Here is a 26,606-nt window from a genome sequence, read left to right on the forward strand (position 1 = left end):
GGCCATGGCCACCACACAGACGCACGATGCCCCGGCCAGGGAGCCCGGCAACGTCGAGTCGCACCGCCGCAAGGGGCTCGTCCCCGAGGGGTCGACGTACCTGGCGATCGGCATCGCGCTGGTGGGCATCGCGCTCACGCTGGGCCCGATCCTCTACCTGATCCTGGGCGGCTTCCGCACGCAGGGCGACCTCGCGTCGAACCCGACCGGGCTGCCCGACCCGATCCAGTGGCAGAACTACTGGGACATCCTGTCCGGCTCCCTGTTCTGGCATCAGCTGCTCAACTCGACGCTGGTCGCGGTGGCGACCACCGCCGCGGTGGTGCTGTTCGGGACGATGGCGGCCTACCCGCTCGCGCGCTACTCGTTCAAGGGCCGCGAGCTCATCTTCGTGGTCTTCACCACGGGCCTCATGTTCCCGCTCACGGTCGCGGTGCTGCCGCTGTACCTGCTGCTGCGCGACCTCCACATCAGCGGCCTGTGGGGCCTGGTGATCCCACAGATCGCGTTCGCGCTGCCGGTGACCATCATCATCCTGCGGCCGTTCCTCGCGGCCCTGCCCAAGGAGCTCGAGGAGGCCTCCTTCATGGACGGCATCTCCCGCATCGGCTTCTTCTGGCGGATGCTGCTGCCGCTCGCGCGGCCCGCGATGGTCACGGTGGGCGTGCTCGCGTTCATCGGCTCGTGGAACGCCTACTTGCTCCCGCTCCTGCTGCTGACAGGGGACCCGAGCGGGATGACCCTGCCCCTCGGCGTCACGACCTTCCAGGGCCAGCACTCCGCCGCGACCACGATGATCATGGCGTACACGTCGCTCGCGATGCTGCCCGCGCTCGCGTTCTTCCTGCTCATGGAGCGGCGCATCGTCGACGGCCTGACGGGCGCGGTGAAGGGATGACCGCCGTGGACGCCGCACTGAGCTCACGCGTCGCCGCCCTGGTGGCGGACATGACGCTCGAGGAGAAGCTCGCGCAGATCACGGGCTTCTGGGAGGACGAGAAGGGCGACGTGGTCGCCCCGCTGCAGGGTGAGGTCTCCGTCACCGGCGGCCTCGACGAGGCCACGCGGCACGGCCTCGGCCACTTCACGCGCATCTACGGCACCACCCCCGTGGACGCCGACGCGCGGGCCCGGGTGCTCTGGGAGCGCCAGCGCGCGCTGGTGACGGGGACGCGCCTGGGCATCCCCGCGATCGTCCACGAGGAGATCCTCACGGGCCTGTCCGCGTGGAAGGCCGCGACCTACCCCGGCCCCCTCACGTGGGGCGCGACGTTCGACCCGGCGCTGGTGGCCCGCATGGGCGCGCTCATCGGCCGCGACTGCCGCGCGCTGGGCATCCATCAGGGGCTCGCTCCGGTGCTCGACGTGGTGCGCGACCCCCGTTGGGGCCGCGTCGAGGAGTGCATCGGCGAGGACCCCTACCTGGTGGGCGAGATCGGGACCTCGTACGTCGAGGGCGTGCAGTCCGAGGGCGTCCACGCGACGCTCAAGCACTTCGTCGGGTACTCCGCGTCCACCGCGGGGCGGAACTTCGGCCCCGTCGCGATGGGTCCGCGCGAGCTGCGCGACATCATGCTGGTGCCGTTCGAGATGGCCGTGGTCGACGGCGGGGTGCGCTCCGTCATGCACGCCTACACGGAGATCGACGGCGTCCCTACGGCCGCCGACCCCACGCTGCTGACCGGCGTCCTGCGGGACGAGTGGGGCTTCGACGGCGTGGTGGTCGCGGACTACTTCGGCGTCGCGTTCCTCCACCTCCTGCACGGGATCGCCGGTGACCTCGAGGAGGCGGCGGCGCTCGCGCTCGCGGCCGGCGTGGACGTCGAGCTGCCCACGGGCGACGCGTACCTCGAGCCGCTCGCCGCGGCGGTGCGCTCCGGGGCGGTGGACGAGTCGCTCGTGGACCGCGCCGTCACGCGGATCCTCACCCAGAAGGAGCAGCTGGGGCTGCTCGATCAGACGTTCGAGGGTCCGTCGCCCTCGGGTGTGGTGCTCGACGGACCCGAGCACCGGGAGGTGGCGCGGCTGCTCGCCGAGCGGGGCATCGTCCTGCTTGCGAACGACGGCACGCTGCCTCTCGGTCGGCCGGACGATGCGGTGGACCCCACCGCCGCATCGTCCGGCACGGACGGCGCCGGAGCGCCGAGGATCGCGGTGATCGGCCCCAACGCGGACCGCTACCAGGCGATGTTCGGGTGCTACTCGTTCGCCAACCACGTGCTCGACAAGCGCCCCGGCACGGAGCTCGCGCTCGACGTGCCGACCGTCCTCGACGCGGTGCGCGACGAGCTCGGACCCGTCATCAGCGCGCAGGGCTGCGACATCCAGGGCTCCTCGCGCGAGGGCTTCGCCGAGGCGGTCTCGGCGGCGCGCGCCTCGGACGTCGCGATCGTGGTGGTGGGGGACCAGGCGGGCCTGTTCGGGCGCGGGACGTCGGGCGAGGGCTGCGACACCGACTCGCTCGAGCTTCCGGGCGTGCAGCGCGAGCTGGTCGAGGCGGTGATCGAGACCGGCACCCCGGTGGTGCTGGTGCTGGTCACGGGCCGTCCGTACGCGATCGGCTGGGCGCTCGAGCGGTGCGCCGCGGTGGTGCAGGCGTTCTTCCCGGGCGAGGAGGGGGCGCGCGCGATCGCGGGTGTGCTGTCGGGGCGGGTCAACCCCTCGGGTCGGCTGCCGGTGTCGCTGCCGCGATCCACCGGCGCCCAGCCCGCCGGGTACCTGCACCCGCGCCTGGGCGACGACTCGGACGTCACCAACCTGTCCTCGGTGGCGCCGCTGACCTTCGGCGAGGGCCTGTCCTACACGTCCTTCGCGTACTCAGGGCTGTCGGTGGCGGACGCCCCGACGGACGGCGCGCTCAGCGTGGCCGCGACGGTCGCGAACATCGGCGAGCGCGCCGGGGACGAGGTGGTGCAGGTCTACGCCCACCAGCGCCGCGGCTCGGTGACGCGACCGGTCGCGCAGCTCGTCGGCTTCGCGCGGGTGACGCTCGCGCCCGGCGAGGCCCGGCGCGTGACGTTCGAGATCCCCGCGGCGCGCCTCGCCTTCAGCGGGCGGGACCTGGTGCGCGCCGTCGAGCCCGGCGAGGTCGAGCTCTGGGTGGGGACGCCGCGCCACCGCGAGGCGGACGGCGTGGTGTCGCTCACGGGCGGACGATGCCCGGTGGACCGGGCGAGCGCGCGGAGGGTGCGGGTGACGATCGAGGGGGTGTAGCTCAGCCGCTCTTGCGCTTCCGGCGCGACTGCTCGCGGAGCCAGGCGAGGTACTCCGGGTCGTCGTCGGGGGCGACGGGGCCCTTGCGCGGGTCGGGGTTGCCGCCGCCCGGGCGCAGGAGCTTGACGACGATCCACGCGAGCGCGCCCACGAACGGCAGGAACAGGATCATCGCGGTCCACAGCGCCTTGGTGACGCCGTAGGGCTCGCGCTCGGGCCGCTGCCACACGTCGCTGAGCGTGTAGACGACCAGGCCCAGATAGACCAGAAGGGGCAGCGCTCTCATCCATCAAGCGTACGCCGCGTACGCTTGTCGCATGGCCGTCCTCACCTACTGGAGCGCCCGCACGGGCATCTTCCTCGCCGTCCTCGGTGTGCTCTGGATCGTCCGTTGGCGGGACGTGATGGCGTTCCTCGCCGCGTTCATCGTCGCGTGGCTCGTGTCCTACCTGGTGCTTCCCGGCATGCGGGCCAAGGCGCAGGCGCAGATGGACGCCTGGATCTCCCGCAGCGAGCGGGGGCTCCGCGAGGCCGATGCCGAGGAGGATGCCGAGATCGGCGCCGACAACGACCACGGGGCGCCCGCCGGCCGCTGACGCCCTGTGCGGCGCTGCCCTCCGCTACAGGGCGATGCCGGTGGCGAGGAGCAGCCCGTAGGCGAGCCCCACGCCGCTGATGCCCTGGAACATCACGCCGAAGTTGCGGCCGGAGGCGCCCATGCGCATCCCGAACGCGATCACCACGGACGGCAGCGCCACCAGGGTCGCGACGAGCGCCCACGGGTGCGCGAACGCGACCAGGATCGCGAAGCCGATCGGCAGCGTCACCGCGGCGGCGAAGTACTGCCGCGCGCGCAGCTCGCCCACCTTGACGGCGAGCGTGCGCTTGCCCGCGAGGGCATCCGTCTCGAGGTCGCGGATGTTGTTGACCAGCAGCAGCGCCACGGCGTACAGGCCCACGCCGGCCGAGGCCCACACCGAGTAGAGCGTCACGGACCCCAGCTGCGTGAGCAGGGTCCCGAGCATCGCGACGGGGCCGAAGAAGATGAAGACGCTGATCTCTCCGTAACCGGCGTACCCGTAGGGCCGCGACGAGCCGGTGTAGGTCCACGCGGCCACGATCGCGACCGCGCCCACCGCGAGCAGCCACCAGATCCCGGAGACCACCACGAGCGCGAGCCCCAGCGCCGCGCCCACCGCGAACGAGGCGTACGCGGCGAGCTTCACCGAGCGCGGCAGCGCCTTGCCGGAGGCGACCAGCCGCTCGGGGCCGATGCGGTCCACGTCCGTGCCGCGGATGCCGTCCGAGTAGTCGTTCGCGTAGTTCGAGCCCACCTGCAGCGCGAGCGCGACGCCGAGCGCGAGCACTGCCGGGAGCAGCGCGAACGCGTCCTCGGCGATCGCGCAGGCGGAGCCCACGATCACGGGGACCGCGCCGGTCCACAGCGTGCGGGGGCGGGCGCCTGCCACCCAGTCGGCGGTCGTGGTCATCGGTCCTCCTCGCTCGCCAGCGCACGCGCGGCCGGCCGGTCAATCTTGCCACCCGCGGTGCGGGGCACGGCGTCCGTGCGCACGATGCGCCGGGGCCTCTCGTACGGAGCGAGCCCCGCGATCGCGTCGGCAAGCGCCGCATCGTCCGCCCCGCCCTCCACGACGGCGACCACGCGTTCGCCCCACTCGGGATCGGGCACCCCGACCACCGCCGCGGCCGTCGCCCCGGCCCGCTCGAGCGCGAGCTCGATGCGCTGCGGGTGCACCTTGAAGCCCCCGGTGTTGATGACGTGGTCCGCGCGGCCGAGCACCCGCAGGCGCCCGTCGCGCAGCTCGCCCAGGTCGCTCGTGACGAACCACCGCTCGCCGTCGACGGTGCGGAACGCCGAGTCGTCGCCGTCCGCGTACCCGGCCGCGAGCGTGGGGCCCGCGATCAGGACCCGGCCGTCGTCGTCGATGCGCAGCTGGACCCCGTCGAACGCAAGGCCGTCGTAGACGCACCCGCCGCACGTCTCGCTCATGCCGTAGGTGCGGACCAGGGTCCCCGGCGCATCGTGCTCGGGCAGGGCCGCGCCTCCCACGAGCACCGCGTCGAGGCTGGCGAGCGCGTCGCGTCCGGCCGGGTCCTGCGCGAGCCTGCGGACCTGGGTGGGCACGAGCGACGCGTAGCGCGGGCCCGCGGGCATGCGCGCCACGGCCTCCGCGAAGGCCGTGGCGGTGAACGGCCCGGGAGCCATGCGCGTCACGGTCGCGCCGGCGAGCGTCGCGCGGGCCAGGACCAGGGCTCCGCCGATGCGGTCCGCGGGGATCGCGAGGAGCTGATGACCCTCTCCGCCGAGGCGACGTGACGAAAGCGACACCGCTGCCCGGATCGCGTCGTCGGGGAGCAGCACGAGGCGCGGCGTCCCGGTGGACCCCGAGGTAGCGACCGCGATCCCGGCGGCGCGGCCCGTGAGCGCCGCGGAGACCGCCTGGTCGGGATCGGGGGCGAGGCGCGCGTACGTCACACGGGCCAGCCTACGAGCACACCTAGACTCATCCGCATGAAGATCCGCCTTGCCGCAGCGACGACGCTGACCGCGCTCGCAACCGTCGGGCTCGCCGCGTGCTCGCCCGCCACCGAGAGCTCCTCCACCAGCACCCTGACCGCCGCGACGTCCGGACCGTCCGTGTCCGCCGTCGCGCTGCCGCCGGCACCCGAGGACCCGCGTCCCGAGGTGACCTGGCCGCTCACGGGTCTGGACGCCACGGACGCGACGAAGAAGGAGCTGGCGCGCCCCGCGCTGTCGATCAAGATCGAGAACACCGCACAGGCGCGCCCGCAGGAGAACCTGGACAAGGCCGACGTGGTGTTCGAGGAGTACGTCGAGTACGGCATCTCCCGGTTCGTCGCGATCTTCCAGTCGCAGGACCCGGAGTCGGTCGGCCCGATCCGCTCGATGCGCCCGATGGACCGCAACATCATGGGCTCCTTCGACGGCCCGCTCATCTTCTCGGGGGCTCAGTCGCGCTTCATCTCCGACACGGGCGCCTCCGGCCAGGAGATGATCACGCAGGATCGCGGCGACTACGGCTTCTACCGGACCCGCGACAAGGCGGCTCCGCACAACCTTCACGGCTACCTCGCGAAGTTCCTCGAGCAGACCGATGCCGAGGCCCCCGACCAGCAGTGGGACATCGCGTACCCGGCGGAGGAGGCGACCGCGCAGCTCGAGGGCACCAAGGTCTCGTTCATCGACATCACGATGTCGCCTCGCGCGCTGCCCGAGTGGCGCTGGGACAAGAAGGCCGGCCTGTGGGAGCGCTACGAGGACGGCACCGCGCACGTGACCGCGGACGGCACGCAGCTGTCCGCGACCAACGTGGTGATGCTGTGGGTCACGGTCAAGTACACGTCCGGCTCCTCGACCTCCTCGGTGCCGGAGACGCTGGTGGCCGGCAAGTCGGGTGAGGGCTACGTCGCGACCGGCGACAAGTACATCCCGATCACGTGGAGCAAGAAGGGCCAGTACGAGCCGTTCGTGCTCACCACCGAGGACGGCGACCCCGTCGAGCTCGCCCCGGGTCAGACCTGGTTCGAGCTGGTGCCCAACGCCGGCGTGGGCCACGCGACGGACATCGACTTCCAGTAGCGGGCCATGATGGACGGGTGATCACCGTCCTCACCGGCGCGGGGCTGTCCACCGCCGCGGGCATCCCCGACTTCCGCGGCCCCCAGGGCGTGTGGACGCGGGATCCTGCGCGGGCGCGGCTGCTAGAGATCGACGTCTTCGTGGGGGACCGCGACGCGCGCGAGGAGGGGTGGCGCGACTGGGCCGCGCACGCGGCATGGTCGGCACGGCCGTCAGCCGCGCATCGTGCCCTCGCGCGGCTGGTGGCCGAGGGGCGGTGCCGCGACGTGCTCACCCAGAACATCGACGGCCTGCACCAGGCGGCGGGCACGCCGGACGATGCGGTGGTGGAGATGCACGGGAGCCTCGCCACGACCTCGTGCCTGGGGTGCGGTGCCTCCGTGCCCACGCACGAGGTGCTCGCGACGCTTGCGGACGAGCCCGATCCCCGCTGCGCGCGCTGCGAGGGGATCCTCAAGCCCGACGTCGTGTACTTCGGTGAGGCGCTGCGCGACGCCGACCTGCGGCGCGCCTCGCGCGCGGCGCGGACGTGCGACACGTTCGTCGCGATCGGCACCACGCTGCAGGTGTACCCGGTGGCGGCGCTCGCGGGGGAGGCGCTCGCGGCCGGCGCCGCGCTGGTCATCGTGAACGCGTCCCCGACCTCCTGGGATCGCGACGCATCGCTCGTGGTGCGCGAGCCGATCGAGGACGCTGTGCCGGCCCTCGTGGAGGAGTGGCTGGCCTGACGCCCCGTGCGGGCGGCGTCAGCGGGGCGTGTCCGCCACGTCGACGCTGAAGTCGTAGCTGGTGCCGTCGACCGCGGTGATGGTGACGATCGTGTCGTACACCGCATCCTCGCCGTCGACGCTGAGCGCGCAGACCACGGTCTCGTTGACCACGATGTCGACCGGCTCGTCGCCGCAGTCCATGTGCGGCGGGGCGTCGGAGCCGACCTCCTCCTGGAGCGCCGTGGCGACCTTGTCGGCGAGGCTGTCGGCATCGACGGTGAGGTTGACGCTCGCGGTGCAGGCCGCGAGCGCAGACGTCACCAGCGTCGCGCCGAGAGCGACCGCCGCCGCACGGCCTGCGTGGTGGGCACAGCGGGTCATGGGTCGGCTGCCTCCTCAGGCGTCGGTCCGCCCAGTGTGGCATGGGGCGGGCCGGCCGCGACGCTCCTTCCTACCGTGGTCGTACCCCGGTAGGATCGCCGTATGGCCGTCAAGCTGAGCATCAGCCTCCCCGACGAGGACGTTCGCGTGATCGACGCGCTGATCGCGTCGGGCGCGGCTCCCAACCGCTCCGCCGCGGTGCACTCCGCGATCGAGCATCTGGTCGAGGCCGAGCGGGAGCGTGCGCTCGCGGACCAGCTCGTCGAGGCGATGAGCGAGTGGAGCTCCTCGGGCGAGCGGGACGTGTGGGACGCTGTCGCCGGAGACGGCGTGTGAGGGGAGAGATCTGGCGCGCCGACCTGGACCCGGCGCGCGGGTTCGAGTCTGCGAAGGTGCGACCGGTGCTGATCGTGGGGCGGCCGACGCTGGTCGCCGCCGCCATGCGGATGGGCGGGACGGTGACGGTGGTGCCGCTCACGTCGAGCGTCGCCAAGGTGTTCGACTTCCAGGTGCTGCTGCCCGCGGGAACGGGCGGGCTCGAGGTCGACTCGAAGGCGCAGGCCGAGCAGATCCGGACGCTGAGCGTCTCCCGGCTCCTGGCGCGGGTCGGAGCGGTGCCGTCCGAGGTGTCCGCGCGGGTGGACGCGGCGATCCGGCTCTACCTGGGGCTGTGACAGGCGCTCAGTACGCGTACGGGAACCTGGTCCAGTCCGGGTCGCGGCGCTCGAGGAACGCGTCGCGACCCTCCTGCGCCTCCTCCGTCATGTACGCCATGCGGGTCGCCTCGCCGGCGAAGACCTGCTGGCCCGCGAGCCCGTCGTCCGCGAGGTTGAAGGCGAACTTCAGCATGCGGATGGCCTGCGGCGACTTGGTGGCGACGATGCGCGCGTACTCGAGCGCGCGCGCCTCGAGCTCGGCGTGCGGCACGGACTCGTTGACGCCGCCCCAGCGCTCCGCATCGTCCGCCGAGTACTCGCGTGCCAGGAAGAAGATCTCCCGCGCGCGCTTGTCCCCGACCTGGCGGGCGAGCAGCGCGCTGCCGTAGCCCGCGTCGAAGGACCCCACGTTGGCGTCGGTCTGCTTGAAGCGCGCGTGCTCGCGGCTCGCGATCGACAGGTCGCTCACCACGTGCAGCGAGTGCCCGCCGCCCGCGGCCCAGCCGTTGACCGCGGCGATGACCACCTTGGGGGAGTGCCGCATGAGGCGCTGCACCTCGAGGATGTGGAGGCGTCCGCCGTACGCGGGCGCGTCCGCGGCGGTGCCCTCGTAGAGGTAGCCGTCGCGGCCACGGATGCGCTGGTCGCCGCCCGAGCAGAAGGCGTGGACTCCGTCCGCGGCGGGTCCGTTGCCCGTGAGGACGATCGCCGCGACATCCACCGTCTGGCGCGCGTGGTCGAGTGCGCGGTAGAGCTCGTCGACCGTCTGGGGGCGGAACGCGTTGCGCACCTCGGGCCGGTTGAAGGCGATGCGCACGGCGGGGAGGTCGCGCTCACCGTCCTCGGACCGGGCCACCCAGCGGTGGTACGTGATGTCCGAGTCGGGGAAGCCGTCCACGGCTCGCCACTGCGTGGGGTCCATGAGGTCGGAGACCTGCGCCGGGATGTCGCTCATGGCGCCAGGGTAGTAGGGGCCTGGCGCGCCGGCGGGAGGGGACGATGCGGCACCCACCCCAACCATTCCGCCCCATCGTGACGTGGGTGGAGTAGAAAGGCCGCCAAGAGGGGGATGGATGAAGGACGACCCAGTGCTCGATGCTCTTCTCGAGCTTCGGTACGCGGCGCTCGTGGGCTACGCGACGCTCGTGTCCGGCGCGCGCCAGGACGCGGAGGACCTGGTGCACGACGCGATCGTGGCGGTGTTCTCCAAGCGTCGGCGCTTCGACTCGGTCGAGCACGCGCACGCGTATGTGCTGCGTGCGATCGCATCGCGGCACGTCGACGCGGTGCGGAAGCGCTCGCGGAGGCTCGGCCGCGAGACGTGGGTGGCATCGCGGCAGCCGGCCTCCGTCGCCGGTCCCGAGGACGGGGTGGCGGGCGACGATGCGGTGGTCGCTGCGCTCGCGATGCTGGCCCCGCGCGAGAGGGCGTGCGTGGTGATGCGGCACCTGGCGGACCAGTCAGTCGCCGAGACCGCGCACGCTCTCGGGATCAGCGCAGGAGCGGTGAAGCGCTACACCTCGGACGGGCTGGCGGCGCTCGTGAGGTCGGGCCTGGTGACGCAAGAGGCCGCCGGGGCCTCGGATACGGAGAAGGTCGACCTGAAGATCGGAGGCGCGCGATGAACGAGCTCCACGACATGCTGCGCGGCGCGAGCGAGGCCGCAGGCCGGGGCGCGTCGGCGGACGCTGGGGATCGCGCCGAGCTTCGACGCCGCGTCGGCGCTGCGCGGCGGCGCTCGACCATGGGATCGGTGGCGGCAGCGCTCGCGGGGGTGCTGGCGGTCGGAGCGACCACGATGGCGATCGCGTCCGGCGGCTCCCGCGACGTACCACCGGCGTCGACGACCCCCTCGAGCTCGGCGACGTCGAGAGCCGATGCGTCGGTCGGCACCGAGACGTGGCACCTGGGCGACATCGGTCTCACCGGGGACCCGGTGCTCATGCCGCTCGCCGGCGGCGACGGCGTCCTCGAGCTCACGACGTGGAGCACCGAGCAGTTCGAGCAGCTGGGGGTCGAAGGCTACGACTACGCGGACCGGCCCGTGCTCGACCCGGTCGCCGCCGAGGACCTGGCGGGCTACGGCGAGGGGTGGGCCTTCGTCGAGGACGAGCTCACCGACGATCAGGGCGCCGCGACGGAGTCGGTGCTGCTCCTCGCGGCTCCGGATGGGACCGCGGTCCCGGTGGCCGACCTCGCCGCGATAGCCGACGGGCTGGGCATCGGCGGCGGGCTCTTCGTCGCGGACATCGCAGGGTCCGCGGACGCGCCGGAGGTGCTGGTCAGCCTCGAGGGAGAGGGGGGCGCCTTCCTCGTGTGGATGGATCTCGCCTCGGGGACCACTTGGGTGATGACGCTCGGCGACTCGGTGCGGGCGAGCGCGATCTCGTGGCGGGGGGGCAGCGACTGGATGGTCTGGGGCTACGCGGATGGCACGCCTCTGGCCATGGTGCTGGGCGCCCAGGTCGACGGGCTGACCTGGACGGTGAACCACGCGTGGGTGCCGTGGGCCGCGGACACCCGGGACTTCGGCGGGCTCGTCACTGGCTCGGGGCTTGTCACCGCGTACCTCGGCGACTCCTCGCTGCTGGTCGCCCGCTCCGACGACGGTCGCGATGAGGCCTACCTCGTGGACCGACTGTGGGGCGTGATCGGCCGCTCGGGCGACTGCTACCTGGTGGACCTGGCGGACGGCATCGGCTGCGTGGATGTGCCGACGGGCGAGGTGTCCGCGCCGGACGACCTGCCCGAGCCCTCGGGCGGGTCTGGTCTCGCCGCGCTCGGGGACGGGTACTTGGAGGGCCCCGCCGTCGAGTCGGGCGGGAGCACCGCCGTCTGGCATCGTCCCGACGGCGACACGGAGATCACGATCGACGCGGACGCGTCCGTCGGCTACGGCGGCCTGGGGGAGCACGTCTGGCTCGATCAGGACGCAGTGGGGGTGATCGGCACGGACGGTGTGTACCGCGGCGTCGACCTCCCGCTCGACGACGGCAGCCGTGCCCACGGCGCGTACGCCCACCCCGTCGGGTGAGCGGCACGGGGGTGGCGTGACGCTCGCCCTAGGCTGAGCCCATGGAGTTCCGCCCGTTCCGCGTCGCGCTGTCGACGCGCTTCCGTGGCGTCACCGAGCGCCACGGCGTCCTGATCCGCGGCACCGGCCCCGATGGGCGGGACGCCTGGGGCGAGTACTCCCCGTTCGACGACTACACCCCCGAGCGCGCGTCCCGCTGGTGGGAGGCGGCGATGGAGGCGGCCCGCGGCGAGTGGGCCGCGCCGGTGCGGGACCTGGTGCCGGTCAACAGCATCGTCCCCGAGCTCCCGGCCGGGCGTGCCGCGCAGCTCGCGAAGGCGGGCGGCTGCACCACCGCCAAGGTCAAGGTCGCGGGCACCGGCGGCTGGCGGGACGATGTGCGGCGCGTCGAGGCCGTCGCCGTCGCCCTGGGCCCGGGGGGACGCGTGCGCGTCGACGCGAACGGCGCGTGGGACGTCGACACCGCGGTGACGGTGCTCAAGGAGCTGGACGCCGCCGCACGCGCGGGCGGAGGCCCGGGCCTCGAGTACGTCGAGCAGCCGTGCCGCACGGTCGCGGAGCTCGCCGAGGTCCGGCGCCGCACGGACGTGCTGGTCGCCGCCGACGAGTCCGTCCGGATCCCGGGCGATGCCGACGAGGTGATGCGCGCCGGCGCCGCCGACATCCTGGTCCTCAAGGTCGCTCCGATGGGCGGTGTCCGCCACTGCCTCGACGTGGTGGACCGCTACGCGGTGCCGATCGTCGTCTCGAGCGCGATGGAGTCCTCGGTCGGGCTCGCGGCGGGCGTCGCGCTCGCGCGCGCGGTACCCGAGCTGCCCTATGCGTGCGGGCTGGGCACGGGCGAGCTGCTCGCGGAGGACACCGTGCGCGAGACCATCGTTCCCCGCGGCGGGTACATCGGGCCGGTCACGCTGGACGTGATCGCATGAGCGAGCATCCGTCCGGGGCCTTCGCGCGAGCGATGGTCGCGGCGCTCGTCGAGCGCGGCGTCGAGGACTATGTGCTGAGCCCGGGTTCGCGCTCGGGACCGCTCGCGCATGCGCTCGCGGAGGCCGGCGCGGAGAACCCGCCGCTCGGGGCGCCGCGCGTCGAGCTCCATGTCCGCATCGACGAGCGGTCCGCGGCCTTCCTCGCCCTCGGTATCGCGCGCGGACGTGCCGCCGCGGGTGACCCGCGCCCCGTCGCGATCGTCACCACGTCCGGGACCGCCGTGGGCAATCTGCTGCCGGCCGTCATGGAGGCGCACCACTCGGGTGTGCCGCTGCTGCTGCTCACGGCGGACAGGCCGGCGGAGCTGCGTGGGGTCGGGGCGAACCAGACCACGGACCAGGTGGGCATCTTCGGCGGCTTCGTGCGCTGGGAGGCGGATGTCCCCGCCACCGACCTCGGCGCGCGACCCGACCGGGTGACCGCGCTCGCGGAGAGGGCAGTGCGCGCCGCGCTGGGCGACCGCGCGCGCGAGGACATGGCGGCCGCGCCGGGACCGGTGCATCTCAACGTCGCGTTCCGGGAGCCGCTCGGCGCCGATGGCGGCGTGTGGCACGATCCGCCGCGCCTGCCCACGCCCACCGGCGGCATCCCTGTGGTCGCCGATCGGAGCGAGCCCGCGCCGCTGCCAGTGGTCGCGCGCGGCGTGGTGATCGCGGGCGACGGCGCGGGCGATCTCGCTCGCCAGGTGGCCGAGGCCCACGGCTGGCCGCTGCTCGCCGAGCCGACCTCGCTCGCGCGCTCCGGCTCCCACTGCATCCCCGACTACGTGCGCCTGCTCGAGTCGCCGCAGGGCGCCGCGCTCGCGGCACGGGTGCATCAGGTGGTGGTGATCGGCAGGCCCACGCTCACCCGCCCCGTGCAGGCGCTCATCGCGCGTGCCCCCGCGCTCATCGTGGCGCGGTTCGGTGCCCGCTGGCGCGAGGCGCCGCCGCATGCTCAGCGGGTCGACAGGGACGTGCCCTCGTCGTGGCTGTGGTCGGTCGCGCCGGACGATGCCGACCCCGCCTGGCTCGCCGAGTGGAGGTCCGCCGGTGCGCGGGTCCACGCGCCCGAGGGGTGGGGCCCTCGGGTCGCCGCGGTCACGTTCGCGCAGTCGCTCGGCCCGGACGTGTGGGGCGTGGTGGGCTCATCCGGGCCGGTACGAGCCCTCGATCGGTTCATGCCGGCCGCGCCCGCGGGCGCCTCGCCAGTGCTGATCGCCAACCGGGGGCTGGCCGGCATCGACGGGACCCTCTCCACGGCCGCGGGCGTCGCCTTCGGCTCCGGTCGCGCGGTGCACGCGCTCATGGGGGACGTGACGTTCCTCCACGAGGCGGGCGGGCTGCTCGTGGGGCCGCGCGAGCGGCGGCCGCGCCTGCGCATCGTGGTGGTGAACGACGGCGGCGGGACCATCTTTTCGGGCCTCGAGCACTCGGCCGCGCCTCCGGAGAACCTCGAGCGCGTGTTCACCACGCCCCACGGCGCCGCGCTAGGGCCGCTCTGCGAGGGCTACCGCGTCCCGCATCGTGCCGTCCGCTCGGCGGGCGAGCTGGCGGAGGCGCTCGCCGAGCCCGTGACGTCGCTCGAGGTGATCGAGGCGGTCGTCTGACCCGTCGCATCGTTCCGGGCCCCGGGGGTGAACGCACATACCGTCACATAGGGCCATAATGGATGGTCATTCTGGCCCCGTGATGTCGGCGGCCGCGAGCCACGCCACGAGAGTCCTTCACGATGCCCCTTCATGTCGCCACCGTGCCCCGCCATGCCTCGGGGGCGGTGACATCCCGACGCGCGCGTGCGGCCACCGCGACCGGGATGCGCCCTGAGATCCAGGGGCTCCGTGCGCTCGCGGTGAGCCTCGTGGTGCTGTACCACGTGTGGCCGGACAGGTTGACGGGCGGATACGTCGGCGTCGACGTCTTCTTCGTGATCTCTGGCTATCTCATCACGGCCCATATCGCTCGGGAGGTCGCCAGGACGGGCCGGGTCCGGCTCGGGACCTTTTGGGCGAGGCGGGTGAGGCGGCTCCTGCCTGCATCGTTAACCGTACTGCTGGCGACCGCGGTCACGGTCCTCCTTGCGGTCCCGCAGGCCTACTGGAACCAGTTCATGCGCGAGATCGGCGCAGGCACGCTCTACGTCCAGAACTGGGCGCTCGCCTCCGCTTCGGTCGACTACCTCACGGCGGAGAACGTCGCCTCGCCTGTTCAGCACTTCTGGTCCCTGTCGGTCGAGGAGCAGTTCTATTTGGCGTGGCCGCTCCTCATCACGGCAGTGCTTGCGATCCCGCTCGGCCGTCGGCTCGGCGCGGCCTGGCGCATGCGGCTGCTGCTCGGGGCGATCGTGGTCTCGTCGCTGATCTGGGGCATCTTGCAGACCGCGAACGCGCCGTCCGTCGCGTACTTCTCCACGTTCGTCCGCGCGTGGGAGTTCGCGGCGGGCGGGCTGCTCGCCGTGGCCGGCGCTACCGCATGGCGCCACGAGGTTGCGCGGCGACTCGTGTCGTGGCTCGGGCTGGCGGCGATCGTGTGGAGCGCGTTCGTCTACACCTCGGCCACGCCGTTCCCCGGTGCCGCGGCGCTCGTGCCCGTGGTGGGGACCCTGGCGATCCTGGCCGCAGGCGACGCGCGGGGACCGGGCGGCACCCACGTGCTGTACGACCGGCGGAGCATCCAGTGGCTCGGCGACGTGTCGTACAGCGTCTACCTGTGGCACTGGCCGTTCGTCGTGCTGGTCCCGCTCATCCTGGGCCGGACCCTGGTGTGGCCCGAGAGAGTCGCGATGCTCGTGGTGGTGCTGGGGCTCGCGTGGTCGACCAAGAAGCTCATCGAAGACCCGTTCCGGAGCCCCGGCGCGGGCGTGCGTGCCCGCCTCCCGCGGACGTTCGGGACGGCGGCCCTCGGGATGCTGGTGGTCCTCGCGGTGGCCTGGACCGGCATGTGGACCGTCGAGCGGCAGACGACGATGCTCGAAGACTCGGCGCGCATCGCCGCGGGGGACTGCCGTGGCGCGGCCGCCGTCGCCCCCGACGGGTCGTGCGCGCCTGTCGCGAACCTGCCGCTGTTCCCGCCGCCGGCCGTCGCGGCGGACGACTATCCCGTTGAGCTGTACGGCCGCGAGTGCCGCACCGGCATCACCGAGGTGCGCGTCAAGCCGTGCGAGTTCGGGGACCCGGAGGGCGCCGTCGATGTCGTGCTCGTGGGGGACTCCCACGCCGCACAGTGGTTCCCCGCGGTGGAGACCCTCGCGCGTGACCACGGCTGGCGCCTGACGGTCTACTTCAAGGCCACGTGCCCGTACGCGGCGACCGCGCAGGACTGGACGGGCGACAGCCAGCGCGAGAGCTGCGCGCGCTGGAATATCGACACCGAGGCCACGCTCGCGACCGAGCCGCCGGACCTCGTCTTCACCTCGGCGCTCGCGACGCACGAGTTCGGCGACGGCGTGCTCGCGCCGGAGGTCGCGATCGAGGGCTACGCGGAGTCCTGGCGACGGCTGACCGACGCGGGAGCGCACGTCATCGCGCTCGTCGACGACCCACACATGCCCCAGGATCAGCTCGACTGCGTGGCCCGCGCCGCGTCAGTCGACCCGGACGCAGCCGAGTGCGGGGTGCCGCGTCACCAGGCGCTCGGACGCGCCGACGTCCTCACCCCGGCGGCCGCGCACGTCGACGGCGCGGAGGCGGTCGACCTCAACGGGTTCCTCTGCGACGACTCCTGGTGCCCCGCGGTGGTCGGACGCACGCTGGCCTACCGAGACGCGCAGTCGCACCTCACGAGCACCTACGTGAGCACGCTGACGCCGTACCTCGCACGAGAGGTGCCGGAGCGGTTCCTTGCGGAGGGATGACCCGGGTCCTGCGGCGCAGGGGCGCGCACGGCACGTCCCTCATAATGTTGATCAGCCTGCGCGGCTCGCCCCCAGCCATCCCCGCCTCGATGAGCGGCGCACGAAGGAGACCCCAGTGACCGATGCCGCCGTGGATCGCGCGCGCGCCGACCAGGCGCGCGCCGCCGGAGCGGGCGCGACCCCGCGGTCCGGCGTGCGGCCGGAGATCCAGGGCCTGCGCGCGCTCGCGGTGACCCTGGTGGTCCTCTATCACCTGTGGCCGCACCGCCTCACGGGCGGCTACGTGGGCGTCGACGTGTTCTTCGTCATCTCGGGCTTCCTCATCACGTCGCACCTAGCGCGGGAGGTCACGCGATCGGGGACGGTCCGCCTGGGACGCTTCTGGGCGCGCCGTATGCGCCGGCTGCTGCCCGCATCGCTGCTGGTGCTCGCCGCGAGCGCGGTGACGATCCTGATCGCCGTCCCCCAGCACTATTGGCGGACGTTCCTTCGCGAGATCGCCGCATCCGCGCTGTACATGCAGAACTGGGCGCTGGCCGCGGACTCGGTGGACTACCTGGCGGCGGACAACGCCGCCTCGCCCGCACGGCACTTCTGGTCCCTGTCCGTCGAGGAGCAGTTCTACTTCGTGTGGCCGCTGCTGATCCTCGTGGCGCTCGCGGTGCCGCTCGGTCGCCGCCTCAGCGCGGCGGCCCGCATGCGCGCGGCGCTCGCGCTCGTTCTTGTCGCATCGCTCGTGTGGAGCATCGTCCAGACCCCCACGGACCCCGACATCGCCTACTTCTCGACCTTCGTCCGCGCGTGGGAGTTCGCGGCGGGCGGGCTGCTGGGCCTGTTCGGGGCCATCGCGTGGCGACGACGCGGCTGGGCCCTGGCAGTCTCGTGGGCGGGCCTGGCACTCGTCCTGTTCTCTGCTGTAGCGTACGACGGCCTCACGCCTTTCCCCGGGTGGACTGCCGCGGTGCCGGTGCTCGGCACCGTGCTGGTGATCGCGGCCGGCGACGTCCGCGGGGCGACGGGCACCTCGCGGCTCCTGTCCCTGCTCCCCGTGCAGTGGCTCGGCAACGTCTCGTACTCGGTCTACCTGTGGCACTGGCCGCTCATCGTGCTCGTGCCTATTATCGTCGGCCACGAGGTCGGCTGGCCTGCCAAGCTCGTCATGCTGGCGGCGATGCTGGGGCTTGCGCACCTCACGAAGGTGCTCGTCGAGGACCCCTTCCGTGGCGCCGACGTGAGCCGTAGCCGGGTCCTCGCGTCCACCTACGCCGCATCCGTCGCGGGCATGGCCGTCGTGGTCGGGATCGCGGCGGGGGGCATCGAGGTGATCGATCGTCAGGCGAGCCAGATCTCTGACGAGGCAGTCGTCCCCGACCACGCTGCCGACGTGTGCTTCGGCGCCGAGGCGATGGACCCCGAGCTCGACTGCACCACGGACCTGGGCGCCCCGCTCGTGCCGCCGCCCGCAGTCGCCGTGGACGACACCTCGGAGATCTACGACGATGCGTGCCGCAGCGACGGTGCTGACTCGACCGTGCGCCCGTGCACGTTCGGCGACCCCGAGGGCGACGTCGACATCGTGCTCGTGGGAGACTCGCACGCCGCGCAGTGGTTCCCCGCGCTCAAGCCGCTCGCCGAGGATCATGGCTGGAACCTCAGCGTGATCTACAAGGGGTCATGCCCTTACAACGCGGCCGCGGAGGCGTGGACCGGGGACTCGCAGCGGGAGGCCTGCGCGGACTGGAACGTGAAGGTCGACGACTACCTGATCGCGCGGCAGCCGGACCTGGTCCTCACCTCGTCCGTGAGCACGTACAAGTTCGGCGGCGGGGACGACCTCGCGCCGGACATCGCGATCGACGGGTACGCGCGCAAGTTCCAGAAGCTCGTGGACGCCGGCCTCCGTGTCGACGCGATCGTGGACAATCCGCACGTGTGGGGGGAGACGCTCGACTGCGTCGCGACCAGCGACGCGGCCGCGGAGGAGTGCGTCACGCCGCGCCGGCGAGCGACGAACCGCAAGGACGTCCTCACTCCCGCCGCCGAGCGCGTCGCCGGCGTCGGGACGATCGACCTCACGCCGATGCTGTGCGGCGAGAAGCGCTGCCCGGCGGTCATCGGCTCGGTGGTCGTCTACCGCGACACCAGCTCGCACCTCACGCAGAGCTACGTGCGCACGCTCGCGCCCTACATGGAGCGGCTGCTCCCCGAGGACATCGTCGCGCGCTAGGGGTCAGGCGATCCGTCGCGCGCGCAGCACCGCGTCGCGGCGGATCGCGGGCTGACCGTCCGCATCCATCGCGGGACGTGCCCTCACCTGCGCGACCTCGACCTCCCAAGCAGCGGCGTCCAGGGCCGCCGCGGCCTGGTCCGCGCGGAACGCGGTCTCGCTGAGGCGCGGGTGGTCCTGCGTGTGGGGATCGGAGGGATCGTGGCCCACGACGAGCAGGATCCCGCCGGGCGCCACCAGCTCCGCGAGGCGGTCCACCAGGCTCGCGATGCCGTCCTCGGGGTGCGCGTAGTGGCTCGCGACCAGGTCGAACGACTGCTCTCGCACGTCCGCCGTCCTCGCGTCCGCGACGCGCCAGTCGAGACGCGCGGCGATCTCCGCGCCCGCCCGGTCGGCGCGCTCGCGGCCGCGCGAGATCGCGGTCGGCGAGATGTCGAGCGCCGTGACCTCCCAGCCCAGCGTCGCGAGGTAGACCGCATCGGCGCCCTCGCCGCATCCGACATCCAGCGCGCGACCCGCGGGCGTGCCCGCGACCTCCGCGACGAGCTGCGCGTTGGGCTGTGCGCTCCAGACCGCCTCGCGGGACGAGTAGCGCTCCTCCCAGGCCGCCGAGTCCCAGCCCTTCAGGTCGGGCTCGCCGTGGTGGTGCCTCCGGACGGGGTTGCCGCCCGCGAGCGTCGGGATCGCGCCCAGCGCGGCGTCGTCGAGGTGGAGCGTGGGGAAGGCAGGGTCGTCGCCCACGTCGTAGCGCGCGGACGAGGAGATCGCAGGCGCGGGCACGTCGAACTCGACCTCGGGGGCGAGCTTGCTGCGCCGCGAGCGGACCGGTGCGGGCTCGGGTTCGGGCTCGGGCTCGGGTTCCGGCTCGGGTTCCGGTTCCGGTTCCGGCTCAGGCTCCGGTCCGGGTTCGGGCTCGGGCTCGGGCTCCGCTTCGGGCTCCGGCTCCGGCTCCGGCTCCGGCTCCGGCTCCGGCTCGGGCTCGGGCTCCGGCTCGAGCACCGCGTCGAGCGCCCGCCGCATCGGCTCGAGCTTCGCCTCGGACTCGGCCCACTCGGCCTCGGCCTCGCTCGCCGCGACGATCCCGCAGCCGGCGAACAGACGCAGGCGCGCGGGGTCCTCTCGGGAGATCTCGGCGGAGCGCAGGCCGATGCACCACTCGCCGTCGCCGCCGGCGTCGATCCAGCCGACGGGGCCGGCGTAGCGACCGCGGTCGAGGCCCTCGAGCTCGTCGATCGCGCGAGCGGCTGCGATGGTGGGCGTGCCGCACACGGCCGCGCTCGGGTGGAGCTCCGCGACCAGCTCCAGGGCATCGACGTTGTGCGAGAGCACGCCGGTCACGTCCGTCGCGAGGTGCATGACGTTCGGCAGGTGCAGCACGAAAGGCTCGTCGGGCACGTTCACCGAGCCGCAATGGCGCTCGAGCACCTGCGTGACGGACCGGGCCGCGTACTCGTGCTCCTCGCGGTCCTTCGACGAGCGCGCGAGGGCGCCCGCACGCGCGAGGTCGCGCATGTCGTCGCCCGTCATCCGGATGGTGCCGGCGAGCACGCGCGACGTCACCAGGCCGTGGTCGACCCGCGCGAGCAGCTCGGGGGTCGCCCCCACGAGCCCGTCGATGTGGAAGGCCCAGCACATCGGGTACTCGTCGGCGAGCCTTGCGAGCACCGCGCGGACGTCGATCGGCTCCTCGGCGCGGGCCTCGACGGCGCGCGCGAGCACCACCTTCTCGAGATCGCCGGACCGGATGCGGGACACGGCCGCGTCGACGGCATCGGTCCACGCGGGCTCGTCCCCGCGCGCGAGCGTGACCTCACCGGCGTGCACCGGCTCCGCGCCCCCGGCGAGCGCCTCGTCGAGGCTCACCGGCGCATCGTCCGCCGTGAGGATGGTCGTGAACCATGCGCGCCCGTCGCGCCGGCCGATGACGTAGCGCGGCACCACCAGCGCGCCGCCGGCGCTCGAGGCGTCCGCGAACGCGAACGATCCGAAGGCCACGAGCCCGGTGCCGCGCGCGCGGACCTCGTCCTGGGTCACGGCGTGCCGGCACAGGAGGCGCCACCAGTGCTGCGCGTCGTCGATGCGTTCCGCGCCCGCCGTGTCGAGCCGCGCCGTCTCGCCCCACGCGACCATGCCCTCGCCGCGCCTCACCCACGAGATCCCGGGCTGGGGCAGCGCGGCGATCAGGTCGCCCGGGTCCTCGATCGCGACGGTGCGGATGTGCAGGGGGCCCGGAGAGGCGGCGTGGACGGTCACCCCGCCAGGGTAGAGCCGCACGGGCCGTGGACGATGCGCGGCCGGCACCTCGTGTCGCGTCACCGGGCCTCGCGGACGCCGACGCGCAGCAGGTAGTCGTTCACGAACCGTCCCTCGGGATCGAGCGACTCGAACAGCTCGCGCGCGTCCGCGACCCGGGGGTGCACGCGCGCGATCGCCGCCGCGTCGAACGCGTGCCACTTGCCCCAGTGGGGCCGCGCATCGAAGGGCGCCAGCGCGCGCTCGATCTCGGGAAGCAGCGCGCGCACCTCCTCGGGGGAGCGTGCCCACGTGAAGTGGATCGCCAACGTGTCGCGGCCGTAGGCGCCCGACAGCCACAGGTCGTCGGCCGCGACCGCTCGCAGCTCCGAGACCATCAGGTGAGGGGTGATGAGGTCGCCGAGCTCGCGCACCGCCGCGAGCGCCTCGCCTGCGACCTCCATCGGTACGAAGTACTCGGTCTGGATCTCCCTGCCGTTGGACGGCACGTGCGTGAGGCGGAAGTGCGGCAGGCGCTCGTTCCACGGGCCCGGCCGGCCGCCCTGCGGCGTGAGCGCGTCGGGGTCGCCGTCGACCAGCCTCGCGTCGGACTCGGGGCTGCGCGTCGCGCCGTGCCACTCGTCGGGAGGCGCCACGTCGAGGCCGATCCCGCTCTTGCGCCAGATCTGCTGGACGGTCGGCTCGGTCCACGTGGTGAAGATCGAGACCGAGTACGCGTCCGCGAGGATCGCGGGCGTCTCGTCGAGCAGGTGCTCCCACGGCATGCCGGTGTAGACGTCCTGGCGGATGTCGTAGGTCGGCTGGATGGCGAGCGTGACCTCGGTGATGATCCCGTACGCGCCGAGCCCGACCGCGAGGCCCTCGAAGCCCGGCTGGCCCGCGCGCGCGGTGTGCTCGTTCCCGTCGGCGCCCACGTACTCGATGCGGCACAGGGCGGTCGACTGGCAGCCGTTGCGGGCGCCCGACCCGTGCGTGCCGGTCGCGGTGGCGCCGGCGACCGAGATGTGGGGGAGCGAACCCGTGTTGTGGAGCGCCCATCCGCGCTGCTGCAGCCACCGTCCCAGCACGCCGTAGCGCATCCCCGCGGGCGCGTTGACGGTGGGCCACGCCGGGCTCGTGAGGTCGATGAGCGGGGCGGCGTCGATCCCGGTGACGGTGATGAGGGTGCCGTCCGTGTCCGCGATGTCGTTGAAGCTGTGCCGCGTGCCCAGCGCCTTGATGCGACCAGGGGCGGTCCTGACGGCGCGCACCACGTCGTCGACGGAGGTGGCCTCGACCAGCCGCTCCGCCGTGAATGCATGAGTGCCCGCCCAGGTGACGCCCGCGTCGCTCATACGCTCACCGTACCCACCAGGGGGGACGATCCGCGGGGAGGCGCGCGCCGCTGGTGTCAGCCTGGGATCGGCACGCGCACGCCGACGAAGGCGCCGTCGACAAGCAGGGCCCCCTCGCCGGGCGTCCCGCGACCCACGAGCGCCTTCGGTACCGACACCCCGAGCGACTGCGTGCCGATCAGGCTCGAGGTCGGCTGGAGCAGGAGCCCCCGTGCGGCCTTCTTCGCCTCGGCGATCGGGCCGCCGAAGGCAGTGGCCACGGAGCCGGGCCGCGCCGCGATGGCGTAGGTCCGGTTGGCCTTGTCCATCATGAGCGCGCCCTCGAGCGGGCTGTCCTTGATCGCATCGGCATCGTCGATGAGCACCACCAGGTGGCCGACGGGAGGTGTGCCGAGCCCCACGGCGTCGAGTTGCGGGTCCGAGACGAGCGGGACACCTGCGCTGGTCGCGGCTCGGTGCAGCGGCGTGTCGGGCCGGGCCACCGCGAGCGCCTGCGTGCCGGACGCCGCGAGCTGCAGGCACAGCGCCGCGAGCGCCGTCGAGCGGCCCGTGCCTCGCTCCCCCACGACCATGAGGTGCTCGCCGGGTCCCAGGCCGATGGTGAACCGCGAGAGCTCGTCGCCGCCGATGGCGAGGGCCGGAGCGCCGTCGGTGCATCCGGGCGCGGCAGGAAGCGCGGCCGTGTCCGCAAGGGTGATGCGCGCCGGAAGGGTGTCGACCCGCATGGGTCGCTGGGCCGGGCGCTCCGCCCAGTGCTCGGCGACCTCCGCGACGATGGCCTGGACCTGGCGGTGCTGCGCCTCGCCGGAGACGTCGCGGCTGGGCACCACCACCTGCATCTCGCGGCCGTCGGGACCATGCAGCGCACGGCCGGGCGGCAGGCTCGCGGGCAGCTCGCGGATCATCACCCCCGCGGAACGGTAGTCCGCGATGTCGCGGAGGGGGAGCACGTACATCGTGGTGATCGCGCCCGCGACGCGGTCCGCGGGAAGGGTGCGGTCGCCTGTCATGAGCAGCGCCATGCCCGCGGCCGGACCCTCGCGGACGATGCGCATCATGCGGTCGCGCATCGCCGTCATCTCGTCCGGGGACATGGTCGCGGAGGCGCGCTCCCAGCCGTCGACCACCACGGCGATGGTCGGCGGGCGGTCCTCGGGGCTCGTGGCGCGGGCGCGCTGCTCGCCGATCGAGCCGACGCCGGCTGCCGACAGCAGCGCCTGTCGCCGCGTGAGCTCGTGGAGCAGCCGGTCCAGGAGCCGCGCGACGCGGGGAGAGTCGAGTCCGGCGACCATGGCGCCCGTGTGAGGCGCGTCCGCGAAGGGCAGGAGCGCGCCGTTGCCGTAGTCGATGCCGTAGAGGTGGAGGTCGGCCGGGGAGAAGCGCTGGATCAGCTGCAGCACCAGCGAGCGCAGCATGGTGGTGCGGCCGGACCGCGCGCCGCCCGAGATGAGCAGGTGGGAGTCGTCCGTGACGTGCCACAGGCGCGGCGCCTGGCGCTGCTCCTCGGGGAGGTCCTCGAGCCCGACGATCACCGATCCTGCCGGCAGGCGCATTCCCACGAAGTGGTCGACGGTCAGGACCTGCGGCAACGGCGTGAGCCAGGGTGAGGCGCCCCGCGGGATCCCCGCGACGTCCGCGGCTGCGAGGACCACGTCCACGAGCGCGCGCAGGTCGGTGTCGTCATGGTCGACCTCGTGCTGCGCGATGAGCGTCGGCGGGAACTGCGGGCGGTAGGCGACCACGTCCCAGTCGATCGACGCGGCCTGCGCGGGCTGCCGGCGCTGAGCGACGGCTCCGGGCCGCACCCCCGCGACACGGGCCGCCTGGAACGCGGCGGGGCTCTGGTTCGAGCCCGCCTTGAGGAAGCCTCGTCCGGGCGTCGACGTGCTGATGAGAGCGGCCTCTCCCGAGCCGAGGACGTCGGAGGAGTCCGCCTGGTCGGTCACGCGGAGCGCGACGCGCAGGTTGATGTTCGACTGCATCTCGGGCGTGACCGCGCCGGCGGGGCGCTGGGTCGCGAGCACCAGATGCACGCCGAGCGAGCGGCCTACGCGCGCGATCCGCACCAGGCCGTTGATGAAGTCGGGCAGCTCGGTCTTGAGCTCCGCGAACTCGTCGATGACGAGCACGAGCCGCGCGAGGCCCGCGGCAGCCGCGGCCTCCGGGTCCTTCGCCCATGCGGTGTCCGCGTCCTTGGCGCGCAGCTCGTCCTTGAGGACGCGTTCGCGCCGCTTGAGCTCGGCCTCGAGGGAGGCGAGGGCGCGCTCGGTCTCGCGCGCGTCGAGGTTGGTCACCATGCCGACCGTGTGGGGGAGGCGCTCGCAGTCCGCGAAGGCCGAGCCGCCCTTGTAGTCGACCAGCACGAACGTGAGGGCGTCGGGGCGGTTCGCCATGGCGAGCGCGATGATGAGCGTCTGGAGGAACTCGGACTTGCCCGAGCCGGTGGTGCCCGCGACGAGCGCGTGGGGTCCGGCGGTCGCGAGGTCCACCGCGACCTCTCCCTCGGCGTCCGCGCCGACTACCACATAGGTCTGCCGCGGGGTCCGTGCCCAACGATCGAGGATCGGGGTCGGGTCCTCGAGGTCGACGTCCATGAGGTCCACGTAGCGGACGCTGCGCGGCATCACGCCGTCGTCGCCGAGTCCGCTGATATGGCGGTAGCCGCACATCGCGCGCGCGATCGTCTCGGCGTGCCCGAGCGAGGCGCCGTCGAGCAGCACGCGCGCATGGAACTCGCCGCGGGCCTGCAGGCGCGCCATCGCCGGGTCCGTGGGATCGATCTCGAGGACGGTCGCCACCTCCTCGGGCAGCCGCGTGACGTCGTCGTCGAGCGCGATCACGAAGATGCCGTGACGGTGGCCGTGCTTGAGCAGGTCGACCATGCCGGGCAGCATGCGGTACCGGCGCGCGCCGTCGACCAGGACGATGATGTGAGATCCGGCGTCGATGCCCTGCGCGTGCGCGAGGCGACGTGTCTGGAGCGTCGCGGCGAGCTCACGCAGGCGTTCGCGCCGCGAGTCCTCGGTGTTGCCCACCGTCGCGCCCACCCGCGCATCGTCCTGCGCGTGGGGCAGCCACGCGACCCAGCCCCACTGGTCGCGGTCCTCGCTGTCGCAGATCGTGACGATCTGGCAGTCGCGGGGCGACCGCATGGTCGCGAGCGACAGCAACGCCGCACGGGCGGTGAGCCGCGTCGCATGAGGGGTGCCCGCGATACCGAGCGGGCCGGCCGTCGCGTCCACCGCGACGGGCTCCGGCGAGACGCCCGCGCTGCGCGGCTGCTCGCGGAAACGCTGGCTGCCGCCCTCGAACCGCACGCGGAGGTCGCGCTGCGCGACGCCGATGCGGATACGCAGCGCGTCCGCATCGTCGTAGCGGCGCTCCCACAGGCGCGCGGTCGGCAGGCACGCGGTGTCCCGCACCACCACCTGGTCGGGGTGGTCGTACCAGCCTTGGAGGCGCTGCTCGCGGACGAGCGTGTCGATGCGGCTCTCCGTCGCGCGCACCTCGTCGCGCCATGTGGCCTCGGTGCGTTCGCCACGCTTGCGCGCGAGGCGGCGGTTGGTGAGGAAGGAGCCGACCACCATGATCGGAGAGGCGGCCGCCATGAGCAGCATCACCGCCCTCCCGAAGATCACCGCCATGGTGATGCCGAGCACCACCGGCACGATCGCGGAGAGCCACGGCAACGGGCTCTGCTCCTGCTCCTCGGGGCGTTCGCCCGGAAGCGTGACCACGGGCTCCTCGCCGCGCGGCACGATGCGCGACGGGCGGTTGAAGCCGCGTGTCCCCGGCTCGTCGTCGGTGAGGTCCGCGTCCGAGGCGGGCGCGACGCCGAGTCGGACGATGTGGGATCCCAGCTGAATCACATCGGCGGGCACCACGGTTGTGGGCTCGTGCGTGACGGTGCCGTTAACCACGATCGAGGCGCCGGTCTCCGGGGCGACCTCGAGGGTCAGCGGGCCGCCCGCGCCGTCGCCGAGGCGAAGCGTGAGCCGCGCATGGACGGGCTCGAGGTACGGGTCCTCGAGCATGAGGTCGGCCCCGGTGCCCCGGCCCACCGTGACAGCCGCGTCGCGCGCGAGCGGCGCGGTGTGGCCCGCGAGCGGCCCGCCGATGATCTCGAGGCGGGGCGTGCCCGGCACCTCGCGCACGACGGCGCGCGTGAGGTCGGTGCCCGACGCGAGGGCCACGCTCGCGAGCGTGGCCCTCGCGTCCGTCCCCGGGGCGACGGCAGCGGAACTGAGCCCGAGGGTCGCCGCGAGGTCCTCGACCGTGGTGCCCTCGTCGACGGCCACGAGCCAGTCCTCACGCGTGCCCTCGGTGCTCGGGGTGGTCAGTCGCAGCCGTGTCAA

The 26,606-nt window shown here is 73.2% G+C and carries 21 protein-coding genes; 13 read left to right on the forward strand and 8 right to left on the reverse strand.

Going from position 1 to position 26,606, the window contains the following annotated elements; all coding sequences use genetic code 11:
- The first annotated feature begins 4 nt into the window (after window positions 1-4).
- Together AOM06_RS03735 and AOM06_RS03740 are read left to right on the forward strand one after the other, a co-directional pair.
- Entirely contained in the window at window positions 5-898 is an 894-nt protein-coding gene (locus AOM06_RS03735) for a carbohydrate ABC transporter permease (protein ID WP_082105286.1), read from the forward strand.
- Window positions 895-3,213, forward strand: a complete 2,319-nt coding sequence (locus AOM06_RS03740) for a beta-xylosidase/alpha-l-arabinosidase (RefSeq protein WP_062302991.1) — start codon at window positions 895-897, stop codon at window positions 3,211-3,213. Before AOM06_RS03735 ends, AOM06_RS03740 begins: the two co-directional genes overlap by 4 nt.
- Window position 3,214: 1 nt before the next feature.
- On the opposite strand, the gene AOM06_RS03745 is transcribed toward AOM06_RS03740, so the two are convergent.
- Entirely contained in the window at window positions 3,215-3,499 is a 285-nt protein-coding gene (locus AOM06_RS03745; RefSeq protein WP_062302995.1) for a PLD nuclease N-terminal domain-containing protein, read from the reverse strand.
- A gap of 31 nt (window positions 3,500-3,530) precedes the next feature.
- Between AOM06_RS03745 and AOM06_RS03750 the strand changes: the two genes are divergently transcribed.
- Complete coding sequence (locus AOM06_RS03750; RefSeq protein WP_062302999.1) at window positions 3,531-3,809, forward strand: DUF4229 domain-containing protein; 279 nt, start codon at window positions 3,531-3,533, stop codon at window positions 3,807-3,809.
- 24 nt (window positions 3,810-3,833) lie between these two features.
- Here the strand turns inward: AOM06_RS03750 and AOM06_RS03755 are convergent, their stop codons facing one another.
- On the reverse strand, window positions 3,834-4,703 hold the full coding sequence (locus AOM06_RS03755) for a 1,4-dihydroxy-2-naphthoate polyprenyltransferase (RefSeq protein ID WP_062303003.1): 870 nt from the start codon (window positions 4,701-4,703) through the stop codon (window positions 3,834-3,836).
- Window positions 4,700-5,710 carry an AMP-binding protein gene (locus tag AOM06_RS14700; RefSeq protein ID WP_062303007.1) on the reverse strand — a complete coding sequence of 337 codons (1,011 nt, stop codon included), beginning with the start codon at window positions 5,708-5,710 and terminating at the stop codon, window positions 4,700-4,702. The genes AOM06_RS03755 and AOM06_RS14700 overlap by 4 nt, the downstream gene beginning before the upstream one ends.
- 36 nt (window positions 5,711-5,746) lie before the next feature.
- Here AOM06_RS14700 and AOM06_RS03765 point away from each other — a divergent pair, with 36 nt between their 5' ends.
- Both AOM06_RS03765 and AOM06_RS03770 read left to right on the forward strand, forming a co-directional pair.
- Window positions 5,747-6,835: a DUF3048 domain-containing protein gene (locus tag AOM06_RS03765; protein WP_062303011.1), complete on the forward strand. Its 1,089-nt coding sequence runs from the start codon at window positions 5,747-5,749 to the stop codon at window positions 6,833-6,835.
- Window positions 6,836-6,852: 17 nt separating this feature from the next.
- Entirely contained in the window at window positions 6,853-7,563 is a 711-nt protein-coding gene (locus AOM06_RS03770) for an SIR2 family NAD-dependent protein deacylase (RefSeq protein WP_228372845.1), read from the forward strand.
- Window positions 7,564-7,581: 18 nt separating this feature from the next.
- Here the strand turns inward: AOM06_RS03770 and AOM06_RS03775 are convergent, their stop codons facing one another.
- Window positions 7,582-7,926 carry a DUF4333 domain-containing protein gene (locus AOM06_RS03775; protein ID WP_062303015.1) on the reverse strand — a complete coding sequence of 115 codons (345 nt, stop codon included), beginning with the start codon at window positions 7,924-7,926 and terminating at the stop codon, window positions 7,582-7,584.
- Window positions 7,927-8,028: 102 nt separating this feature from the next.
- On the opposite strand from AOM06_RS03775, the gene AOM06_RS03780 reads away from it, so the two are divergent.
- Window positions 8,029-8,262, forward strand: coding sequence for a ribbon-helix-helix domain-containing protein (locus tag AOM06_RS03780; protein WP_062303018.1), 234 nt, complete (start codon window positions 8,029-8,031; stop codon window positions 8,260-8,262).
- The gene (locus AOM06_RS03785) at window positions 8,259-8,600 is read left to right on the forward strand and encodes a type II toxin-antitoxin system PemK/MazF family toxin (RefSeq protein ID WP_062303022.1); all 342 of its coding nucleotides are present in this window, start codon (window positions 8,259-8,261) and stop codon (window positions 8,598-8,600) included. The genes AOM06_RS03780 and AOM06_RS03785 overlap by 4 nt, the downstream gene beginning before the upstream one ends.
- A 7-nt stretch (window positions 8,601-8,607) precedes the next feature.
- Here AOM06_RS03785 and AOM06_RS03790 read toward each other — a convergent pair whose 3' ends face one another.
- Window positions 8,608-9,537 carry a 1,4-dihydroxy-2-naphthoyl-CoA synthase gene (locus tag AOM06_RS03790; RefSeq protein WP_062303025.1) on the reverse strand — a complete coding sequence of 310 codons (930 nt, stop codon included), beginning with the start codon at window positions 9,535-9,537 and terminating at the stop codon, window positions 8,608-8,610.
- 118 nt (window positions 9,538-9,655) lie between these two features.
- On the opposite strand from AOM06_RS03790, the gene AOM06_RS03795 reads away from it, so the two are divergent.
- From AOM06_RS03795 to AOM06_RS03820, 6 genes are all read left to right on the forward strand, one after another.
- Window positions 9,656-10,207 (forward strand): RNA polymerase sigma factor, encoded by a 552-nt coding sequence (locus AOM06_RS03795; RefSeq protein WP_082105288.1) that lies wholly within the window; start codon window positions 9,656-9,658, stop codon window positions 10,205-10,207.
- Window positions 10,204-11,616: a hypothetical protein gene (locus AOM06_RS03800; RefSeq protein ID WP_062303031.1), complete on the forward strand. Its 1,413-nt coding sequence runs from the start codon at window positions 10,204-10,206 to the stop codon at window positions 11,614-11,616. Before AOM06_RS03795 ends, AOM06_RS03800 begins: the two co-directional genes overlap by 4 nt.
- 41 nt (window positions 11,617-11,657) lie before the next feature.
- Complete coding sequence (locus tag AOM06_RS03805) at window positions 11,658-12,545, forward strand: o-succinylbenzoate synthase (protein WP_082105289.1); 888 nt, start codon at window positions 11,658-11,660, stop codon at window positions 12,543-12,545.
- Window positions 12,542-14,194, forward strand: coding sequence for a 2-succinyl-5-enolpyruvyl-6-hydroxy-3-cyclohexene-1-carboxylic-acid synthase (menD, locus tag AOM06_RS03810; RefSeq protein WP_082105290.1), 1,653 nt, complete (start codon window positions 12,542-12,544; stop codon window positions 14,192-14,194). The genes AOM06_RS03805 and menD overlap by 4 nt, the downstream gene beginning before the upstream one ends.
- 206 nt (window positions 14,195-14,400) lie before the next feature.
- Entirely contained in the window at window positions 14,401-16,437 is a 2,037-nt protein-coding gene (locus tag AOM06_RS03815; RefSeq protein WP_228372846.1) for an acyltransferase family protein, read from the forward strand.
- A gap of 115 nt (window positions 16,438-16,552) precedes the next feature.
- Window positions 16,553-18,664 carry an acyltransferase family protein gene (locus AOM06_RS03820; protein WP_062303040.1) on the forward strand — a complete coding sequence of 704 codons (2,112 nt, stop codon included), beginning with the start codon at window positions 16,553-16,555 and terminating at the stop codon, window positions 18,662-18,664.
- A gap of 3 nt (window positions 18,665-18,667) precedes the next feature.
- On the opposite strand, the gene AOM06_RS15195 is transcribed toward AOM06_RS03820, so the two are convergent.
- From AOM06_RS15195 to AOM06_RS03835, 3 genes are read right to left on the reverse strand one after another with little or no spacing between them, the layout of a single operon-like run.
- Window positions 18,668-20,917: an isochorismate synthase gene (locus AOM06_RS15195; protein ID WP_156163574.1), complete on the reverse strand. Its 2,250-nt coding sequence runs from the start codon at window positions 20,915-20,917 to the stop codon at window positions 18,668-18,670.
- A gap of 59 nt (window positions 20,918-20,976) precedes the next feature.
- Window positions 20,977-22,251, reverse strand: a complete 1,275-nt coding sequence (locus tag AOM06_RS03830; protein WP_062303042.1) for a D-arabinono-1,4-lactone oxidase — start codon at window positions 22,249-22,251, stop codon at window positions 20,977-20,979.
- A 56-nt stretch (window positions 22,252-22,307) separates the two neighbouring features.
- A complete protein-coding gene (locus tag AOM06_RS03835; RefSeq protein ID WP_062303045.1) occupies window positions 22,308-26,606 on the reverse strand; it encodes a type VII secretion EssC family protein in 4,299 nt (1,432 codons plus the stop codon).

It is taken from the genome of Demequina subtropica (assembly GCF_000971235.1).
Lineage (GTDB): Bacteria > Actinomycetota > Actinomycetes > Actinomycetales > Demequinaceae > Demequina > Demequina subtropica.

What these genes read in the sequence shown, in the direction of transcription:
- AOM06_RS03780 (WP_062303018.1), top strand. Translation starts at nt 8,029, where the DNA reads ATGGCCGTCAAGCTGAGCATCAGCCTCCCCGACGAGGACGTTCGCGTG.
- AOM06_RS03815 (WP_228372846.1), top strand. Translation starts at nt 14,401, where the DNA reads ATGCGCCCTGAGATCCAGGGGCTCCGTGCGCTCGCGGTGAGCCTCGTG.
- AOM06_RS03800 (WP_062303031.1), top strand. Translation starts at nt 10,204, where the DNA reads ATGAACGAGCTCCACGACATGCTGCGCGGCGCGAGCGAGGCCGCAGGC.
- AOM06_RS03790 (WP_062303025.1), bottom strand. Translation starts at nt 9,537, where the DNA reads ATGAGCGACATCCCGGCGCAGGTCTCCGACCTCATGGACCCCACGCAG.
- AOM06_RS03745 (WP_062302995.1), bottom strand. Translation starts at nt 3,499, where the DNA reads ATGAGAGCGCTGCCCCTTCTGGTCTATCTGGGCCTGGTCGTCTACACG.
- AOM06_RS03740 (WP_062302991.1), top strand. Translation starts at nt 895, where the DNA reads ATGACCGCCGTGGACGCCGCACTGAGCTCACGCGTCGCCGCCCTGGTG.
- menD (WP_082105290.1), top strand. Translation starts at nt 12,542, where the DNA reads ATGAGCGAGCATCCGTCCGGGGCCTTCGCGCGAGCGATGGTCGCGGCG.
- AOM06_RS03830 (WP_062303042.1), bottom strand. Translation starts at nt 22,251, where the DNA reads ATGAGCGACGCGGGCGTCACCTGGGCGGGCACTCATGCATTCACGGCG.
- AOM06_RS03775 (WP_062303015.1), bottom strand. Translation starts at nt 7,926, where the DNA reads ATGACCCGCTGTGCCCACCACGCAGGCCGTGCGGCGGCGGTCGCTCTC.
- AOM06_RS03795 (WP_082105288.1), top strand. Translation starts at nt 9,656, where the DNA reads ATGAAGGACGACCCAGTGCTCGATGCTCTTCTCGAGCTTCGGTACGCG.
- AOM06_RS03750 (WP_062302999.1), top strand. Translation starts at nt 3,531, where the DNA reads ATGGCCGTCCTCACCTACTGGAGCGCCCGCACGGGCATCTTCCTCGCC.
- AOM06_RS03765 (WP_062303011.1), top strand. Translation starts at nt 5,747, where the DNA reads ATGAAGATCCGCCTTGCCGCAGCGACGACGCTGACCGCGCTCGCAACC.
- AOM06_RS03805 (WP_082105289.1), top strand. Translation starts at nt 11,658, where the DNA reads ATGGAGTTCCGCCCGTTCCGCGTCGCGCTGTCGACGCGCTTCCGTGGC.
- AOM06_RS03755 (WP_062303003.1), bottom strand. Translation starts at nt 4,703, where the DNA reads ATGACCACGACCGCCGACTGGGTGGCAGGCGCCCGCCCCCGCACGCTG.
- AOM06_RS03735 (WP_082105286.1), top strand. Translation starts at nt 5, where the DNA reads ATGGCCACCACACAGACGCACGATGCCCCGGCCAGGGAGCCCGGCAAC.